Raw genomic sequence first — 17,981 nt, 5'->3', positions numbered from 1 at the left:
GTTTTACAGGGTATTCGCTGACAGGAGCGCAACATGCTGGATAACTTTTTCAATGGTTGTATCAGTAGAATGATAGTCCTGATTTAAGGTTGATTCCAGTGTTTTTAACAAAGCTGAGGCAACAACGGCAGCATCTGCATGTTTTATAGCGTTTTGAACATGTTCAGCTGTTGAAATTCCAAACCCGATTGCGATAGGGAGGTCGGAAACGGAACGAATGATGGGAATGGTTTTTTCCAGATCTTTCTGGGACGCGGTTTTGGTGCCTGTCACTCCCGTAATACTGACATAATAGATAAAACCACTGGCATCTTTAAGAATTTTTTCCAAACGGTTTTTGGGAGTGACCGGGGTTACCAGTCGAATAACATCAAGATGATGTTTTCCCGCATATGGTAGAATACAGCCTAATTCCTCATGAGGCATATCAACAATGATTAGACCGTCAACACCAGCCTGTTCGGCATCCTGACAAAAACGTTCGTATCCATAATGTTCGATTGGATTAACATATCCCATTAAAATGATAGGGGTTGTTTGGTTGTCCTGACGAAAATCCCGAACCATTTGCAATGTTTTTTGCATATTGGTTCCGGCTTTTAACGAACGGTTGGCAGCTGCCTGAACTGTTGGGCCATCTGCCATGGGATCACTAAAGGGGATGCCAATTTCAATCAGATCCGCGCCTGCATGTGGCATGGCCTTTAGAATATTTAAGGCGGTTTGGTAATCAGGGTCACCAGATTCTATATAAGGAATAAAAGCTCCACGTTTTTTTTGTCTAACAGTTTTGAAACAGGTGGCAATACGGCTCATAATTTTACTCCTAAATAATTTGCGATATTATCAATATCCTTATCGCCTCGACCCGATAGATTGACAATGATGATATCTTCTGACTTCATGGCAGGAGCAATTTTCAAGGCATGAGCAAGAGCGTGAGAGCTTTCTAGGGCCGGGATGATTCCCTCTTTGGTTGTGCATTTCTGAAATGCGTCAACTGCTTCATCATCATTGATGGCAACATATTCCACTCGTTTCAGATCATGTAACCAGGAATGTTCAGGACCCACTCCGGGATAATCCAGTCCGGCACTGATACTGTAAGGTTCAGTAATTTGACCATCATCATCTTGTAACAGATACGTACGGTTACCATGCAATACCCCTGATGATCCCCGTTCAATAGAGGCTGCGGTTTTTCCACTATCCAGCCCCTTTCCTCCCGCTTCAACACCAATTAAGGATACGGTAGGATCATCCAGAAAAGGGTGAAAAATACCAATTGCATTTGATCCGCCGCCTATTGCAGCAATAATTTTATTGGGTAACTTTCCTTCAGCTTCCAAAATCTGTTTTTTGGCTTCATTGCCAATAATGCATTGAAAATCTCTGACCATCATGGGATAAGGATGAGGTCCGGCAGCTGTACCCATAAGATAATAGCTGTTATGAACATTTGTTACCCAGTCTCTTAACCCCTCATTGATGGCGTCTTTTAATGTGGCATTGCCAGCGGTGACAGGAATGATTTTTGCGCCCAACAGTTCCATGCGGAAAACATTTGGTTTCTGACGTTCAATGTCAAGCTTGCCCATATAGATTACACATTCCATATTGAATAGTGCACAGACTGTGGCTGTTGCAACACCATGTTGGCCAGCTCCGGTTTCAGCGATTATGCGTGTTTTGCCCATGCGTCTGGCCAGCAAGATTTGACCCATGACATTATTAATTTTATGGGCCCCCGTATGGTTGAGATCCTCACGTTTCAGATAGATTTTTGCACCATTGACAATGTTTGTTAATTGTTTTGCAAACCATAATGGGCTGGGTCTTCCAACATAGTTTTTTAAATAGTAGGTCAATTCATTTTGGAATCCAGGATCTTTCTGAATGGATTGATAAGCTTTTTGCAAATCAAGGATTAAAGGGACAAGTGTTTCGGCAATAAACATTCCCCCATATTTTCCAAAATGTCCATGTTCATCAGGACCCTGTCTTAAACTATTAAAGGATGAACCAGTTTGGGACCCCACGTTTCTCTCCTAAAAACTTGATTGAAATAAAAAATCAACAAAATTATCGTTTGGTTGAGTTTAAATGATTCTGGATTTTACAGCAAATAAATGGAATTGTAACTTAAATGGCTTTTTGAAAAAAAAATAGTTATTTTTCAATTTTATTTAAAAATTAAAGTTCTTGACGTTTTTGATCTTTTTATCTATAAATCCAATCTTATATTTGATATATATATCAAAATTTCCTTCGTATGAAATGTGTATTTTATTTTTACGTTTTTGTTTTGAAATGTATGAATAAAGGATCAATATACAATTTGGTAAATGTTTAAGTATTTGATCGCCATATTTCCTTTCCTTATTTATATGATTTAATTTTCTATTATATAGAGCCTCCATCTATGCAACTTGCCGAACTCAAGGCGCAATCTCCAGCAGAACTGCTCAATTATGCAGAAAGTTTGCAGATTGAAAACGCGTCCTCACTCCGTAAACAAGATATGATGTTTGCCATCCTTAAAAAGCTTGCTGAGAACAATCAAGCTATTTATGGAGAGGGAACTCTGGAAATTCTACCAGATGGTTTTGGATATTTACGTTCCTCTGAATCCAATTATCTGCCAGGACCGGATGATATTTATGTTTCTCCCGCACAGTTACGCCGTTTTAGTTTGCGGACAGGGGATACTGTTTCTGGTGAAATACGCGCTCCAAAAGATGGGGAGCGTTATTTTTCCTTGCTGAAAGTTGATACAATCAATTATCAGGATCCGGAAGTGGTTCGTCATCGTATCAATTTTGATGATTTGACCCCCCTATTTCCAAATGAACGGTTACAGATGGAAATTCCATCATTAATGGAAAGCAAGAATCCAAATAAGGATTTTACACCCAGAGTTATTGATTTGGTAACACCCATTGGTAAGGGGCAGCGTGCGCTTATCGTTGCCCCGCCGAGAACGGGTAAAACCGTGATGTTGCAGAATATAGCAACAGCAATTTCAACCAATCATCCCGAGGTTGTCTTAATTGTTCTTCTGATTGATGAACGTCCGGAAGAGGTTACGGATATGATTCGTTCAGTCAAAGGTGAGGTTGTTTCCTCAACCTTTGACGAACCTGCGCATCGTCATGTTCAGGTTACGGAAATGGTTTTGGAGAAAGCAAAAAGACTGGTTGAACATAAACGCGATGTTGTGATTTTGCTTGATTCCATTACGCGATTGGCTCGGGCTTACAATACTGTTGTTCCTTCATCAGGTAAAGTTCTGACTGGCGGTGTGGATGCCAATGCGTTGCAACGTCCAAAACGTTTCTTTGGTGCGGCGCGTAATGTTGAAGAGGGTGGTTCCTTAACCATTATCGCAACGGCACTGATCGATACGGGTAGTCGTATGGATGAGGTTATTTTTGAGGAATTTAAGGGAACCGGTAACGCTGAACTTGTTCTTGATCGTAAGCTTGCTGATAAACGAACCTTTCCTGCGATTGATATTACTAAAAGCGGTACCCGTAAGGAGGAGCTATTGGTGGATCGTTCGAGCTTGTCAAAAATTTGGGTGCTTCGTCGTATCTTGGCGCCAATGGGAACGATGGATGCAATGGATTTCTTGCTTGATAAGTTGAAATACAGCAAAAACAATCAAGATTTTTTTGATGCTATGAATACTTGATCGTAAAAAGTATTGAACATTAGGAAATAGAATAAATCCTATGTATTTATTCTATTTCCTGAATTATAGAGATATTGATTAAGGTGTGCTAAATAATTTTTCAATATTCAATAAATATTCTTTGGTTTTAATCCCTTCCCCTCCAGAATATCCACCTAAAGTTCGTTTACCAATGACACGATGACATGGAATGATAATGGGAATTGGATTTGCGGCGTTTGCATTTCCAATGGAACGGGCACTTCCTCCTATTATTTTGGCGAGTTCGGAATAGGATTTTGTCGTACCAAAGGGAATAGTTTGCAAAAATTCCCAGACTTGTTGTTGATAGGCTGTTCCAGGCGATAGAATGGGTAAATCAAATTTTTTTAGTTTACCATTGAAATACGCGGCAATCTGGTTTTTTGCCTCCTCCAATAATGGTGTTTTTTCTTCAAGACTACCCCAGCCCCAATCAATTGAGACGATAAGATTATCATTTTCAGCGATACTAAGATCACCGACTGGAGAATGAAAAGATATAAAACCCATGGTGTTATAAAAATCTGAAATTTATTTCTGTAAATGTAGCAATTTACAAAATTAAGATAATTTATTTTATTTATCAATTTATTCTATTGGGGATTGTCTCTAAAATTTAAGCGGGAAGTAAAATCTTCAGATCATTAAGACTATTCGTCACGGCTGCATTAATAAGTTGAGTGATACCTGTTTGAGTGTTATTCCATGCATCCCCCCAAACAGATCGATTATTAAGATTATCCAGAAATTCACCGATTCCATAACCTATATTTATTGCACCTGTTATATATGATTTCTCTGGCTCTTTTCCAGAGATATTTTTACTCAGCTGATTTAGTCCATTACCAATTCGAGAACCAATTAACGAACCAATTGCGGTAAATGAAGCGGCACCTGATACATTGTTAATTTCATTATCTGTTAGGTCACGCATATTATATCCCTTCAATTTAGTTGCATAATTATAATTATTATAGGTAGCGTACAATGATATGTGTAGTAATATTTAGTTTATTGATTTGAAGAAAATTGATTTTATATGAATGAATTTATCTTTTCGTATGTATTAAAAGATTTTTTTATGTTACGACCGTATAAAAAATATATATCTTAAGTAGATAAGTTAATATTGTATGGAAAATATTTCATTAAATTCAAATACGACAATTTTTGCCTTGGCAACTGCAATGGGCAGGGGTGCTGTTGCGATCATGCGTTTGAGTGGGCCTTTAACTTATTCTATTTTACACAGAATGTGTCATCAAGTGCCGCAACCACGTTTGGCGTCGGTTCGTAAATTATGGAAAATTCAGGAGGGTCAGAAAGAATTACTGGACGAGGCTTTGCTGCTGTGGTTCCCAGGCCCTAATAGTTATACGGGTGAAGATAGTGCAGAACTGCACTTGCATGCAGGTCCTGCTGTGGTTGATGCTGTTGCGGAGGTATTGGTTTCTTATGGTGCCATTCCTGCCCAGGCAGGTGAATTCACCAAGCGAGCGTTTTTGAATGGCCGAATTGATTTATTACAGGCGGAAGGTATTGCCGATCTTGTTGAGGCGGAAACGCAGGCGCAAAGAAAACAGGCTTTGGAACAAACGGAAGGTGGATTAAGTGACCTTTATCATGGCTGGGCAAAACAATTGCGCGAAGTGTTGGCATTTCAAGAGGCATTAATTGATTTCCCGGATGAGGATTTGCCGCAAGAGATTGAGGAGAATGTGAAGAGGACAATCGTTGATTTGCATTCTGAAATGATTGACCATCTGAATGATCAAGGACGAGGGGAACGTTTGAGAAAAGGACTGACCTTTGCAATTGTGGGGCCACCAAATGCTGGAAAATCTAGTTTATTGAATTATTTGGCTGACCGTGATGCGGCGATTGTGACCGAACAGGCTGGAACAACACGAGATGTTATTGAGGTCAGGGTAGTATTGGGTGATGTTCCTGTAACCTTGGTGGATACTGCAGGCTTACGTGAAACAGAAGATGAAATTGAAAAAGAGGGGATAAAGCGAGCCTACAAGATCGCTCAAAATGCAGATTATGTAATGTGTTTGATGGATGCTGCGGATAAAAATGATTGCCCTGAATTATCTTGTGATCTGTTGGTTCGAACAAAAATTGATTTAAATGTTTCACGTGAAACATTATTAAGTCAGTCAGATAAAACCGTGTTAATCAGCGTCAAATCGGGTGAGGGGATGGATAAATTCAAAAGTTTATTGGTTCAGAAAACCAAAGAATTAATATCCCGTCAGGGGCCACCCCCTTTAACACGGGTAAGACATCGATTAGGTATAACAGAATGTGTTCAACATTTGCAAAAAGCCCAAGAAATGGAATGGGCTGAATTGCGTGGTGAAGAATTGCGGTTAGCTATGCAGAGTTTGGGTAGATTAACTGGTGCTGTAGGTGTGGAGGATCTGTTGGATACCATATTTGGTCAATTTTGTATCGGTAAGTAAGGTCGAGTTGAGAAAAGATTAATGATAAATGTAAAATACGATGTAATTGTCGTTGGTGGAGGACATGCTGGAAGTGAAGCGGCTGCAGCTTCTGCTCGGATGGGGGCAAGAACTTTATTGCTGACCCATTCTCTTAACACGATTGGGATCATGTCATGTAATCCGGCAATTGGTGGAATAGGCAAAGGGCATCTTGTTCGGGAGATTGATGCTTTTGATGGTATCATGTCAAAAGCAGCGGATCGTGCGGGCATTCATTTCAAGCTGCTTAATCGTTCCAAAGGTCCAGCAGTACATGGACCTAGGGCTCAGGCTGATCGGATGTTATATCGTAATGCGGTTCAACAATTTTTAAAAGAATTAAGCAACCTGACTATTATGGAGGGTGCGGTTGCTGATCTCAATGTCGATATTGGCAATAAAATATGTGGTGTTATTTGCGAGGATGGTCGTGATTTTCTGTCAGGAGCGGTTGTCTTAACGACGGGAACTTTTTTGCGTGGTGTTATTCATGTTGGCAATAAAAGTCAGCCAGCCGGAAGAGTTGGAGATAAACCTGCCACAATATTGGGAAACCGATTGGAGGCGATGGGACTGCGTATGGGTCGCTTAAAAACAGGAACCCCTCCAAGGCTGTTGCGATCAAGTATCGATATGGAGCGGTTGACAGAAGATAAGGGGGATGAATCTCCCGAGTTTTTTAGCCGATTGACTGATAACGCTTTTAATGAATTTGTTTCCTGCCGGATAACTGCAACCACTCCTGAAACGCATCGTATAATAAGGGATAATATTCATACTTCTGCAGTCTATGGGGGTGCAATTATTGGAAAAGGACCTCGTTACTGTCCGTCAATCGAGGATAAAATTGTCCGTTTTGCTGATCGGGAGCGTCATCAGATTTTTATTGAGCCTGAAGCATTGCCTGGACATGAAGGTGGGGATTTGGTTTATCCGAATGGAATATCAACCAGTCTTGCAGAAGATGTTCAGGAACGAATGGTTCATTCAATTCCAGGTCTGGAAAATGCCGTGATTGTCAGGCCAGGTTATGCCGTGGAATATGATTATATTGATCCGAGATCCTTGAATCCGACCTTAGAATTGCCAAATTTTTCCGGATTGTTTCTTGCCGGACAAATCAATGGTACAACAGGGTATGAGGAAGCCGCAGCTCAGGGTTTGTTGGCTGGAATTAATGCCGCAAATCATGCTTCTGGATCAGAAAAAATTACAATTGATCGTAGCCAGGGTTATATTGGTGTCATGATAGATGACCTGACAACGCAAGGGGTGACCGAACCTTATCGTATGTTTACCTCACGGGCAGAATATCGCTTGACTTTACGGGCAGATAATGCAGATATACGGTTAACCCCTTTGGCTGAACAGTTGGGGTGTTTGGGGGCTGAACGATTGGCTTTATATCTTCAGGATATAGATCATATCAAAAATTCTGTTCAGAGAGCGAAGGGAGAGAAATACCTGCCTAAAACCCTGAATGGTTATGGAATGCAGATTTCGTCCGATGGACGCTGGCGGTCATTATTTGAAATTTTATCATTATGCCCTTCTGAGGAGGTAATTGAGAAAGTCGCTCCTTGGTTTCATCAATTAACATCAAGAGTTCAACAATATATTCGTACCGAGGCCCGTTATGAAGGTTACCTTGTTAGACAGGCCAGGGAAATCAGGCAGCTTGACCAGGAGTCCAGAATCAATTTGCCACTGGATCTTGATTATAGGAAAATTGGCGGATTAAGCCGAGAAATGCAGGAACGTCTAGAAGCGGTTCGTCCTGTTTCTTTTGGTGCTGCCCAAAGGATACCGGGGGTAACACCCTCTGCATTGATGGCTATATTGGCATATATTCGAACCCCGCAAAAAGGGGAAAAGGATAATTGTTGTGAATCTTGACGGTTATATAAAAAATTATCCGTTTTTAAAGAGTGTTTCACGTGAAACAATAGAGAAACTGGAAATTTATATTTCTTTGCTTCAGCAATGGAACAAAAAAATAAATTTGGTATCGCAACAGGGTATGGATCAGGTCTGGAAACGTCATGTATATGACAGCTTTCAATTGATTCGGTATCTTGATTCATCTGTAAAATCTATTGCTGATCTTGGATCAGGTGGAGGATTTCCCGGTCTGATCTTGGCATTGTCAACAGATATTCCTGTAATATTGATTGAATCTGATATGAGAAAGACAATTTTTTTAAGGGAAGTTCTGCGACAGACCAAAACACAAGCAACTGTGCTTTGCCAGAGGATTGAAAATGTGAATGCTATCAGTGCAGATGTTGTGACGGCAAGGGCATTGACTTCATTGACTCAGCTTTTGGAATTTTCAAAAAATATTTTAAATAAAAATGGTTATTGTTTATTTTTGAAAGGCCGGTCTGTTAATCTGGAAATTGAAGAGGCACAAAAGGATTGGAAAATAAATTATAAAACCTTTTCCAGTCAAACGAATGCCGATGGGGTAATAGTTAAGATTAATCAATTTGAACGTGTTGAATAAAATGGCGCTTAAAAAGACAAAATCAAAAAATACTTATATTTTGGCAATTGCAAACCAAAAAGGTGGGGTGGGTAAAACAACGACAGCAATTAATCTTGCCACCGCATTCGCTGAAAAAAAGAAGGTTCTATTAATTGATCTTGATTCTCAAGGAAATAGTTCAACTGCATTGGGAATTGAATATGGCGATCGTGATAAAGGAACCTATCATTTATTAATTAATGGCAAAGTGGTTGATGGAATGATCAAGGAGTCCATGATTCCAGGATTATCGTTGATTACAGCTGATGGCAACCTTGCGGCTGCAGAGCTTGAGTTGATTGATATTGAAAAACGTGAATTTCGGCTCAAGGAGGCAATTAAGCAATTTATAGGTATATATGATTATATTTTGATTGACTGTCCTCCAAGCCTTGGACTGTTAACGGTAAATGCCTTGGCGGCTGCTACTGGTGTTATTGTTCCGTTGCAATGTGAATTTCTGGCACTTGAAGGAATAAGTCATCTGGTTAAAACGGTTACACATTTGCAGAAAAAGGTAAATCCTGATCTGGATATAAAGGCAATTGTTTTAACGATGTATGACAAACGCAACAGACTTTCAGAGCTTGTTGCTGAAGATACTAGGAATTTTTTTGGGGATAAGGTCTGTAAAACAGTTATTCCACGCAATATCCGTATTTCAGAGGCACAAAGTTATGGAAAGCCAATAATGGTGTATGATCCTAAATCAACTGGAGCGCAAGCCTATATAAACTTGGCTAAGGAATTGAATCGTCGATTTGCTTAATTTGAGGGTAGGAAATATGAAGGGTAAGAAAAGGGATCAGGGTAAAATTCGTTTGGGAAGAGGACTTGCCGCTTTATTAGGGGAGTCGGTTAAAGATGAGGATAATCAGAAAGATATTGGATCCGATCTTGGGATTTCAGATTTGAAAATGCAGATTTTACCTATTGACATAATTGAGCCTGGTCCTTTTCAACCTCGACAAATTATGCAGCCTGAAGCTTTACAAGAGTTGGCGGACTCAATCAGACAACATGGTATTTTACAACCTCTGCTGGTTAAGGAAAAAGATACCCAAAAGGGTCAATACCAAATTGTTGCTGGGGAACGTCGCTGGCGTGCTGCCCAACTGGCCATGATTGATGAGGTGCCGGTTAGGATCTGCTCTTTTACTGATAAAGATGCAATGGCTGTCGCATTAGTGGAAAATTTACAGCGTACGGATTTAAATATTATCGAAGAGGCTGAAGGTTTTTCAAGATTATTAAATGAGTTCAATCTTACTCAGGATGAGTTATCTTCTGCATTGGGTAAATCACGTTCACATATTGCTAATATAATCCGCCTATTGCAATTGCCGGATGAGATTATAAATTATTTGAAAAACGGGATATTAACTCCGGGACATGCAAGAGCCTTGCTTATGCATCCCGATCCTGTATCAGCGGCAAAGGAAATTATTCAAGATGATTTAACGGTAAGACAAACAGAAGCCCTAGTTAAAAATGCCAAAGCGGTTAATAAAAATTTACACTTGAAAAAAAAGCCAATCGATCCTGAGATAGAGTCACTTGAAAAAGATTTGCGTGGCAGATTAGGGTTTAATGTCAAAATTCAATTTGATGGTAAAGGTGGGTCCTTAAAAATATTTTATAAATCCCTTGAACAGTTTGATGAGATTTTAACGTTGTTAAAAAATTAAATGAAATATTGATACTTCATAGACCCATAATAAAAAAAGTCGCTTATTATTAAAAATAAGCGACAAAATAATAAGTAAAGTATAGAATGAAAAAGGTTAAAACCTGAAGTCGAGTGTTTCCATAAGGAAAGCACTGTCATTGCCACCAGCTTTTTTTATGGATTGTGAGGCTAGAACACCGCCAAAGTCTCCAGTTAAAACAAGATGGGGAGCAATTGCATAAGCGAGAGTAAACTGGGGAATTGCACCAACAAATCCACCAGAATAATTGTCACGCAAAGGATAGTTGAATCCGACACCGTAAATCGTATCATTGGTATTGGCTCTCCAAATTACAGGTGCGTGCAATTTGACAAGTGCTTTTTTTGTTGGATTGTAAGTGATTAAAGGACCTGTACTGACTGTATTGGAAGTTGCCAGATATAGCGTCATATCCTGATAGTTTGCTGTTGTAAAATAGGGAACAGCAAAATTTCTGACCGCGCCGTGATCTTTGTGATAGTTGCCACCAGAAAAATAGTCGCTTTGCAGGCCCAATGACAAATTTCCCGGCACGTTTTTAAAGTTATAAGCAAAAATCGCATCAAATGCATAGGCTCTGACTGGACGTGTTTTACTACCAGAATTTGCGGGACGGAATTCACCACCCTGATATATACCTGTAACATCAATGGTGAAATTGCCAATATTTCCGTTCAACCTTCCACCGATATTATCACGTCTTGTAGAGCCTTGACGGTTTTTCCCGGGTGTTGGTGTGGGAAGACCTGCAGCATTACCGTTATAAAGGTAACCAATATAAAAGGCATCAAGATATAATTGGCTATTCACATTCTGCACTTTAAAGCTGGGAAGAGCATAACTGGCCAAACCACCAAACATGCGAGCATTATAACTTGGCCCTGCACCAAAAACATGATCTTTGGAAAAGTCAGTTTGCCAGAAGTCAAAAATGTCGACTCTGAAATTTTTCCAGAAAGCATAGCCTCGGAATCCATCCCAACTGTAACGAATATTAGTCAGTTCCCGTGCGGAAGTCATGGAGAGTGGTGCATCAACAAAATATTGACGTCCTCCCATTGCCCCCATTTTTGCACCAAGCAGGTTCCCCTTTATTTCTAAAAAACCTTGCTGCATGTCAAGTCGTTTACGTTGAAAACCTGTTTGATAGCCAAAAGTGTTGCTGCCACCAGCAACACCATTAATGAGTTCGGCATAAGCTCTTACGTGGGAACCAATATGCAAATCAGCACCATAAACGCTACGAATCAACAAACGGTTGGAATTTGTTTTGGCTCCAAATCCCATATATGGTTTGCTGTCGAAAACATGACGAAACCGCTCATTGCCGTTTAAACTCAGCCAGATATCCCCAGAATCATTCAGGGGAATATACTTGAGTCGGTTAAACCAGTCATCATTTTTATGGGGATCATTGCATAATCCGCTCCAGTCTTCTGCCCATCTTGCTTGTGCGTATGGGGCATATTGTCCGAAAGCATACCAAGAATAATTACCAACAGGTCCAAAACCGCTGTGTTTGTTGAAGACACCCCAATCCGGATGTCGTGTATTTCCATATTTACCAGCCGCTGTGACAACTTTTGCACAACGGTTATTAAGATTTGAGTAATCAGTAAATGTAGAATCGATTTTATTTTGAATTTTTGAATCTGTTGGAAGTAATGTTTGTTTTGTTTGATCTTTAGCGTAAGTATGTATTGAAGTTAAAAGTAGTAATGAGAAACAAATATGATTAACTACTTTTAAACTAGCCAGAATAGTTGATTTATTCATAGTTTATCATTCATACTAATATTATTGTTTTATTTAATTATATTATTCTTTTAAGAAAAGAATTTATATTATCCACATGTATAGTATTATTTATATTAAGAATAAGATTATATTAATCTTTGTGAATATTTGGTTGCTAGTCTTATGGCTAGTATTCTTTATGACGTTTATCATTATATGGTTATTTATTTGGGTTATTTCAAATAATGCATGAAGATCAATTGGTAAGATACAGTCGCCATATCCTTTTGCCGCAAATTGATTTGGATGGACAAAAACGGTTTTTAAATAGCCGTGCTATGGTTATAGGATGCGGGGGACTGGGTTGTGCAGCAATTCCTATTCTTGCTGCTGCGGGTATTGGCAGTTTAATGCTGGTTGATAATGACAAGGTCGAACTGTCCAATTTACAACGACAGACATACTATACACCTGATGATATTGGTAAATTCAAAAATCATGTAATGGCCGATTTCATTCATAGACAAAATCCGGATATTACTGTTGATACTGTGCCTTACCGTTTATCCGAGGATGAATTATCTTCATTAATTCATGATTATGATGTGATTTTGGATTGTAGTGACAATTTAAAAACCCGACAAATGATCGGGCGGGTTGCATATTCTAGTAAAATACCTTTAATTTATGCCTCGGCCATACGGTTTGAAGGGCAATTAAGTGTATTTGACTCAAATAATGATCGATCACCATGTTACGCCTGTCTATTTGATGGAGCGGAAACAGAACAGGACCGTTGTTCATTTACCGGTGTTTACGCCCCATTGGTCAATACAATGGCAGCTATGCAGGCTTCAGAGGCTTTGAAGGTAATATCCAGGATGGGTCAAGCTCTTACGGGCAGGATACTGCATTATAATGCTTTGAATTTTTCTTTTCATATGCTGGAATGTGATCGCAATCCGCATTGTAACGTGTGTGGTTGTTCGAGGAACTAGGGTGTTTTGTCAAAACCATGTTCTAGGGCGTAAATTGCTGCCTGCACCCTGCTGTGTAAATTAAGTTTTCGTAATATATTCTGAACATGCAACTTGATTGTACTTTCTGACACGCTCAAAAAACGGGCAATTTCTTTATTACTTATTCCCTTGGTCAGCCAAGCCAATATTTCTTTTTCCCTTGGTGTTAAAGAATCATAGAGATCTTCGTTCTTTTCCTTTTCATTGGGTCGGAATTGATCGATAAGGGTTGATATCATGGCTGGGGAGAGAATATTATTCCCTTCATAAACTTTGTGAATACTGTCCAATAGGAAATCGGTATTGATATTTTTCAAAAGATAGCCTTTTGCTCCAAGTGTCATACATTGAATAAGGTCATCATTATCTTCCGAAACAGTTAAAATTAGGACATTAAGGTCTGGATTAATATTTAAAAGGTTTTGGAGCGTTTCCTTTCCGCCCATTCTTGGCATATCCAGATCAAGGAGGATGATATCAGGGTTAAGTTTCTGGGCCAGTTTTATACCTTCTGATCCATTTTGCGCCTCTCCAATAACCTCTATATCTTCCTGATTGTTAAGAAGAAATTTCAATCCTGAACGAAATAAAGAATGATCGTCAATAAGCAGAATTTTAATTTTTGTTTGCATTTTCTTTATACTACCGTTCTATAAGTTTATCGGAATAGTGAGTTCCAAGGTTGTACCATGATTAGGTGTTGAAGTAATGTTTATTTTTCCGGAAATATTTTCTGCCCTCTCTTGGATAATTGATAAACCGATATGGTTCTGTTGTTTTTTTTGCAAGGTATTAAGGTCAAATCCGACACCATCATCATGAATACGCATCATGAAAGAATTATTATAACTAAATTCAATTGTTGCAAGCTTGCATTTTGAATGTTTACGAATATTGGATAAAGCTTCTTGAAGAATAAAAATGATCTGTAATTGCTGTTGTTTTGTAATAAATAAAAATTTTTGCAGATTAATTAATTTTACAGGTATTTTTGTCTGGGCTTTGAAACGGTTCACGACTTTCTTAACAACAGTCTCAAAATCTTCCTTGCCAATCTTGGTTCGAAAATTCATTAACAGTTCACGAACATCGTCATAGGATTCTTGCACGCCATGCTGAATAAAATCCAGATTTTGCTTGGCTTTGTCAAGGTCATTCTTATTGATTGCCTTTTCAAGCATTTGAGCTTGCAAATTAAGAAAGGACAATGCTTGTGCTATGCTATCATGCAATCCCTGTGCAATTAAGTTGCGTTCCTCCATAATGGCAAGCTGTTTTTCTTTGGCAGTTAATTGGTAATTTTCAATGGATACACCAAGTTGACAGGTCAATGTTTCAATCAAGTGGTAGGTTTCTGGAGAAAAAGAAGATTCCCTTTTTTTAAAATATAGAACCATTAACCCTATTTCATTTTTATTATGCCAAATAGGAAAAATGATAAAATGACTAAATAATTTTTTAACGCACGAGGGTATAAGACAGTTTTCCTGCTGATCAGTTTTGACGCAAATAGGATAGGAATTTTTGGGTAGGGAAGAAATATCAAAAAAACAGTTGGCAGAAAAATAACATTGTTCAATGGTGTTTAATTGTGCTGGAAAACCTTGGCTACAAATAAAATTCATGGCGTCTTTCTCTTCGTTAAGAAAGCCGATAAATCCGGCATCCGCTTGACTTAAATCAATAATTTTTTCAAGGAATCTCTCGGTTGCCATATTGGGAGTCAGGCAGGTATGTAAAAAGGTGATCATGTCATAAAGAATAGTTAATTCATGATTCTTTTTCTTTAATGCAAGTGTTTTATCCGAAACTTTATGTTCAAGGTTATTGTATAAGTCCTGCAAATTATGTGCCATCTGGTTAAAACCGGAGGAGACAATATCAAATTCACTACTGCCATTTACAGGAATACGTCTGGATAGATTACCCTGACTTAGGGCTTTGATACTTGATTCAAGATGTTTCAATGGATTGATGACTGATCTATATAACAGGGATATGCTCGAAAAGGCAGTTATCAGTATCATCAGGATAATTGTTGTGATTATGTATCGAAGCCAAATGATGTCTTGCGTATTTTGGTTTTCGATCAGTTTGACTAAAAGATCAATGTCTTCTACGAATGTGTTGAGATGATAATAATTTTTGTCAGTTAATCTGTGATATCCAGAGGACTGGTTTATAAGCGGCAATATCTGGTTATTATAGGTTTTTTCAATATATTTTATTTGCAGGTTTATTTTTTTATTATTTGAAAAAATCAGGGTATTATTATCGTATTTTTTTAATTTATTAAGGATTGTAATAAATTTTGTTTGTTCATGCTGCAGGTTTACATAATCGTTTTGATTAGAAAGTAACATCATGTAATAGACACGCATGCGCAAACTGCCCGTATAATTGATGGCAATTCCAGCATTTTCAAGCTGCCAAAGCAGGGCGAGTGCATATCCCGTAAAGAATATGGCACATACAACCCATGCGATAGTACAGGTAAGCAGTTTGGTTGAAAGCTTGTTAAAATACCGCGTGATTTTCATTATTTGATAATTGTTCGTAAATATTATGATAAGATTATTTTAACATATATTTGAATTAAATATTAGAAATCAACTGCCAATGAAAATTGATATGTTCTGGGTAATCCAGCATAAGCACTGTTATTTGCGGTGCCTCCGTTAATTGAGGATGGATATACAGACATCCAATAATGTTTATTGGTTACATTATTGACATTAAATCGTGCCGCAAGTGGGGTGTTAAAGACATTGAAGGCGTAGCGCATCCCGACATCTGTCGTAAAATACCCCTTGGCAAAAGTGGTGTTGTAATTATTGGCAGCCCGACGATCTGTATAGTGAAGATTGATGTTGAATGCCATACCGTACAGGATGTGATCTTTTGCGACAGGTAATTGGTAGTCAATCAGCAGGTTGGCCTGAACAGGTGGGACACCAACAATTTGTTTATGAGAGGTGGCAATATTTCCTGTTTTTCCCAGTTGTGCATCAAGCCATGTAACACCTCCAAGAATAGACAGACTATCCCATATCTGTCCTGCGACCTGAAATTCAACCCCATAATTGCGCTGTTGTCCTGCGACGGCAAAAATATGGGTTGTTGGATTGATAAATGCATATGGACGTGTCATACGGAATGCCGCAACATTTAACCACAGGCGGTTGAATTTGACCTTATAGCCCACTTCATATTCTTCACTACGATAGGGAGCCATGATCTGGTTTGGATTAATTACTCCCGTCGCCGGGGCAATATCTCCCGCCTGCAGACTTCTTGCCCAAGTGAAATAGGCGGTATGACCTTCAAGAGGATGATAAATCAGGCTTGTTGTTGGACTAAATGCCGCATCATGTGAATTGTGTGCGGTTTTCTTTCCTTTCATGTTCCAGCTGTCATTGCTTAACCAGCTCCAACTGAAAACACCCATAATGGCCCATTGTTGATTAAAATGGATTGTATCGCCTGCAATCAGGGCTTGTTGCTGGATTAAGGCCGATTGATAACGTCCCCATCCTTTTGGTCTATGACCCGGTAATGGACGAGGATTGTGTATGTTGCTGGTTCCAAGATTGATTGTTTCAGTATGAGTGGGATTGTAATTACCCCTCATATATCCATTGGTGCCCAAAACAAGTTCATGTTTTACAAAATCTGTATTTACTTCTCCATTCACATAGGCAAAATTGCTCCCTACCTGAAAAACGTTTGCCTGACCGGCTACCGAAATAGATTGTTGATAATCACCCTTGCTGTTTAGGAGTCGATTGCTGTTGTTGAACATCTCTCGTTTGGCATCCTGATAGAGCCCTCCCGCAGTAAATCTCCATTTTCTATTGATTTGGTGTTTGATTTTTCCGAGAAAGGTATTTGTTTCCGTATTAAAGCCGGCATATTTTTGCCCAAGATAGGCCTTGCCCATATTGGGTGCGGATGGCAGTTGAATGGAATTATCAAACGAAAAATTCGTCGCTGTTCCCCTTTCATTATAGGTATAATGGCTGGCATCTATCTCAATAACGGTTTTGGAGGAAAGATGAATATCAAAATCACCACTGACCAGATTACGTTTTAACTGACTGTGTTCCACATAGGCGGTGCCTTCATCATGCAGAAGGTTTAAACGATATCCAAACCACCCATTTTTACCGACTCGACCAGATGCATCCGCATATTCCGTCACGGCACCAATTGAATCGTAATTGATTGAAAGATGTTCCGTACGACGGTCAGTGGGACGTTTGAGCTGGTAACTGAAAATGCCGGCTGGATTTTGTGGGCCATACATAGCCCCGGCCAACCCGTTCAGAACCTGCAAATTTTCAAACATTTCCGTTGGATAGGGGGTGGTGGTTGTCATATTGAGCCCGTCAATACGGCTGTTTGCTGTCACGTCCCCCTCAAACCCCCTGGATTGCGGCCTGGCCATGCCTGCAGATCCACGGGCCTCGAGTTGTACGGAAGGAAGGTATTTCATTAGATCATTAACGTTTCTTGCCTGTTGATTGGCAATAACGTCATGAGGAACTGACAAGATTGAAAAAGGCGCGTCTTCAGATTTCAAGGAACCCAAGGGGCCCAAGGTAACGTCTGGAGTACTCATTACCGCAACTGATCCGTCAGCCCTTCTTTGTCCCCTTACAGTAATTTTTTCGGATATTTCATCCTCTCTTTCCATATTGGTCGAGGTTGAAATCTTTTGTGCCATCGTTTGAAAAGGGAAAAGAAGAAGCAGAGGTAGAATATATTTTTGTTTTCTATTCATGC

General features: G+C 39.2%; 15 protein-coding genes. 7 read left to right on the top strand and 8 right to left on the bottom strand.

Translation table 11 applies throughout. The features are described 5' to 3' along the window. Positions 1-3: 3 nt before the first annotated feature. Both trpA and trpB read right to left on the bottom strand, forming a co-directional pair. Entirely contained in the window at positions 4-816 is an 813-nt protein-coding gene (gene trpA, locus GM552_RS08455; protein WP_155566083.1) for a tryptophan synthase subunit alpha, read from the bottom strand. After that, on the bottom strand, positions 813-2,039 hold the full coding sequence (trpB, locus tag GM552_RS08450; protein WP_370533620.1) for a tryptophan synthase subunit beta: 1,227 nt from the start codon (positions 2,037-2,039) through the stop codon (positions 813-815). The genes trpA and trpB overlap by 4 nt, the downstream gene beginning before the upstream one ends. Positions 2,040-2,422: 383 nt before the next feature. Here trpB and rho point away from each other — a divergent pair, with 383 nt between their 5' ends. Further along, a complete protein-coding gene (rho, locus tag GM552_RS08445) occupies positions 2,423-3,694 on the top strand; it encodes a transcription termination factor Rho (RefSeq protein ID WP_110439160.1) in 1,272 nt (423 codons plus the stop codon). 78 nt (positions 3,695-3,772) lie between these two features. Here the strand turns inward: rho and GM552_RS08440 are convergent, their stop codons facing one another. Together GM552_RS08440 and GM552_RS08435 are read right to left on the bottom strand one after the other, a co-directional pair. Then, positions 3,773-4,225, bottom strand: coding sequence for a methylated-DNA--[protein]-cysteine S-methyltransferase (locus tag GM552_RS08440; RefSeq protein ID WP_155566082.1), 453 nt, complete (start codon positions 4,223-4,225; stop codon positions 3,773-3,775). A gap of 106 nt (positions 4,226-4,331) precedes the next feature. After that, complete coding sequence (locus tag GM552_RS08435; RefSeq protein WP_122124160.1) at positions 4,332-4,649, bottom strand: hypothetical protein; 318 nt, start codon at positions 4,647-4,649, stop codon at positions 4,332-4,334. 199 nt (positions 4,650-4,848) lie between these two features. On the opposite strand from GM552_RS08435, the gene mnmE reads away from it, so the two are divergent. Genes mnmE through GM552_RS08410 form a run of 5 tightly spaced genes read left to right on the top strand, consistent with a single transcriptional unit; the run spans position 4,849 to position 10,419 of the window. Continuing rightward, positions 4,849-6,183, top strand: coding sequence for a tRNA uridine-5-carboxymethylaminomethyl(34) synthesis GTPase MnmE (gene mnmE / locus GM552_RS08430; protein WP_155566081.1), 1,335 nt, complete (start codon positions 4,849-4,851; stop codon positions 6,181-6,183). Between the two features lie 21 nt (positions 6,184-6,204). Further along, on the top strand, positions 6,205-8,100 hold the full coding sequence (mnmG, locus tag GM552_RS08425; protein ID WP_155566080.1) for a tRNA uridine-5-carboxymethylaminomethyl(34) synthesis enzyme MnmG: 1,896 nt from the start codon (positions 6,205-6,207) through the stop codon (positions 8,098-8,100). Next, positions 8,090-8,710 (top strand): 16S rRNA (guanine(527)-N(7))-methyltransferase RsmG, encoded by a 621-nt coding sequence (gene rsmG / locus GM552_RS08420; RefSeq protein ID WP_370533619.1) that lies wholly within the window; start codon positions 8,090-8,092, stop codon positions 8,708-8,710. The genes mnmG and rsmG overlap by 11 nt, the downstream gene beginning before the upstream one ends. A 1-nt stretch (position 8,711) precedes the next feature. Continuing rightward, positions 8,712-9,500: a ParA family protein gene (locus GM552_RS08415; protein ID WP_122124312.1), complete on the top strand. Its 789-nt coding sequence runs from the start codon at positions 8,712-8,714 to the stop codon at positions 9,498-9,500. 16 nt (positions 9,501-9,516) lie between these two features. Then, positions 9,517-10,419, top strand: coding sequence for a ParB/RepB/Spo0J family partition protein (locus GM552_RS08410; protein ID WP_110439155.1), 903 nt, complete (start codon positions 9,517-9,519; stop codon positions 10,417-10,419). Positions 10,420-10,515: 96 nt separating this feature from the next. Here GM552_RS08410 and GM552_RS08405 read toward each other — a convergent pair whose 3' ends face one another. Then, positions 10,516-12,216: an alginate export family protein gene (locus GM552_RS08405; protein ID WP_155566079.1), complete on the bottom strand. Its 1,701-nt coding sequence runs from the start codon at positions 12,214-12,216 to the stop codon at positions 10,516-10,518. Between the two features lie 206 nt (positions 12,217-12,422). On the opposite strand from GM552_RS08405, the gene GM552_RS08400 reads away from it, so the two are divergent. Next, positions 12,423-13,175, top strand: a complete 753-nt coding sequence (locus GM552_RS08400; RefSeq protein WP_155566078.1) for a HesA/MoeB/ThiF family protein — start codon at positions 12,423-12,425, stop codon at positions 13,173-13,175. Here GM552_RS08400 and GM552_RS08395 read toward each other — a convergent pair. The 3 genes from GM552_RS08395 to GM552_RS08385 form a co-directional block, all read right to left on the bottom strand. Further along, complete coding sequence (locus tag GM552_RS08395; RefSeq protein WP_155566077.1) at positions 13,172-13,828, bottom strand: response regulator transcription factor; 657 nt, start codon at positions 13,826-13,828, stop codon at positions 13,172-13,174. The genes GM552_RS08400 and GM552_RS08395 overlap by 4 nt on opposite strands. 18 nt (positions 13,829-13,846) lie before the next feature. Then, a complete protein-coding gene (locus GM552_RS08390; protein WP_155566076.1) occupies positions 13,847-15,736 on the bottom strand; it encodes a histidine kinase in 1,890 nt (629 codons plus the stop codon). 62 nt (positions 15,737-15,798) lie between these two features. Then, positions 15,799-17,979: a TonB-dependent siderophore receptor gene (locus GM552_RS08385; protein ID WP_155566075.1), complete on the bottom strand. Its 2,181-nt coding sequence runs from the start codon at positions 17,977-17,979 to the stop codon at positions 15,799-15,801. Positions 17,980-17,981 lie beyond the last annotated feature (2 nt).

The sequence above is a fragment of the Commensalibacter sp. ESL0382 genome (assembly GCF_009725775.1).
GTDB lineage: Bacteria > Pseudomonadota > Alphaproteobacteria > Acetobacterales > Acetobacteraceae > Commensalibacter > Commensalibacter melissae.
The sequence above is the reverse complement of the archived record's forward strand: the minus strand, read 5'-3'. Positions and strand labels throughout refer to the sequence as shown.

Excerpts from the sequence above, each read along its gene's own strand:
- trpA (WP_155566083.1), bottom strand. The coding sequence starts at position 816 with ATGAGCCGTATTGCCACCTGTTTCAAAACTGTTAGACAAAAAAAACGT.
- rho (WP_110439160.1), top strand. The coding sequence starts at position 2,423 with ATGCAACTTGCCGAACTCAAGGCGCAATCTCCAGCAGAACTGCTCAAT.
- GM552_RS08440 (WP_155566082.1), bottom strand. The coding sequence starts at position 4,225 with ATGGGTTTTATATCTTTTCATTCTCCAGTCGGTGATCTTAGTATCGCT.
- GM552_RS08435 (WP_122124160.1), bottom strand. The coding sequence starts at position 4,649 with ATGCGTGACCTAACAGATAATGAAATTAACAATGTATCAGGTGCCGCT.
- mnmE (WP_155566081.1), top strand. The coding sequence starts at position 4,849 with ATGGAAAATATTTCATTAAATTCAAATACGACAATTTTTGCCTTGGCA.
- mnmG (WP_155566080.1), top strand. The coding sequence starts at position 6,205 with ATGATAAATGTAAAATACGATGTAATTGTCGTTGGTGGAGGACATGCT.
- GM552_RS08415 (WP_122124312.1), top strand. The coding sequence starts at position 8,712 with ATGGCGCTTAAAAAGACAAAATCAAAAAATACTTATATTTTGGCAATT.
- GM552_RS08410 (WP_110439155.1), top strand. The coding sequence starts at position 9,517 with ATGAAGGGTAAGAAAAGGGATCAGGGTAAAATTCGTTTGGGAAGAGGA.
- GM552_RS08405 (WP_155566079.1), bottom strand. The coding sequence starts at position 12,216 with ATGAATAAATCAACTATTCTGGCTAGTTTAAAAGTAGTTAATCATATT.
- GM552_RS08400 (WP_155566078.1), top strand. The coding sequence starts at position 12,423 with ATGCATGAAGATCAATTGGTAAGATACAGTCGCCATATCCTTTTGCCG.
- GM552_RS08395 (WP_155566077.1), bottom strand. The coding sequence starts at position 13,828 with ATGCAAACAAAAATTAAAATTCTGCTTATTGACGATCATTCTTTATTT.
- GM552_RS08390 (WP_155566076.1), bottom strand. The coding sequence starts at position 15,736 with ATGAAAATCACGCGGTATTTTAACAAGCTTTCAACCAAACTGCTTACC.
- GM552_RS08385 (WP_155566075.1), bottom strand. The coding sequence starts at position 17,979 with ATGAATAGAAAACAAAAATATATTCTACCTCTGCTTCTTCTTTTCCCT.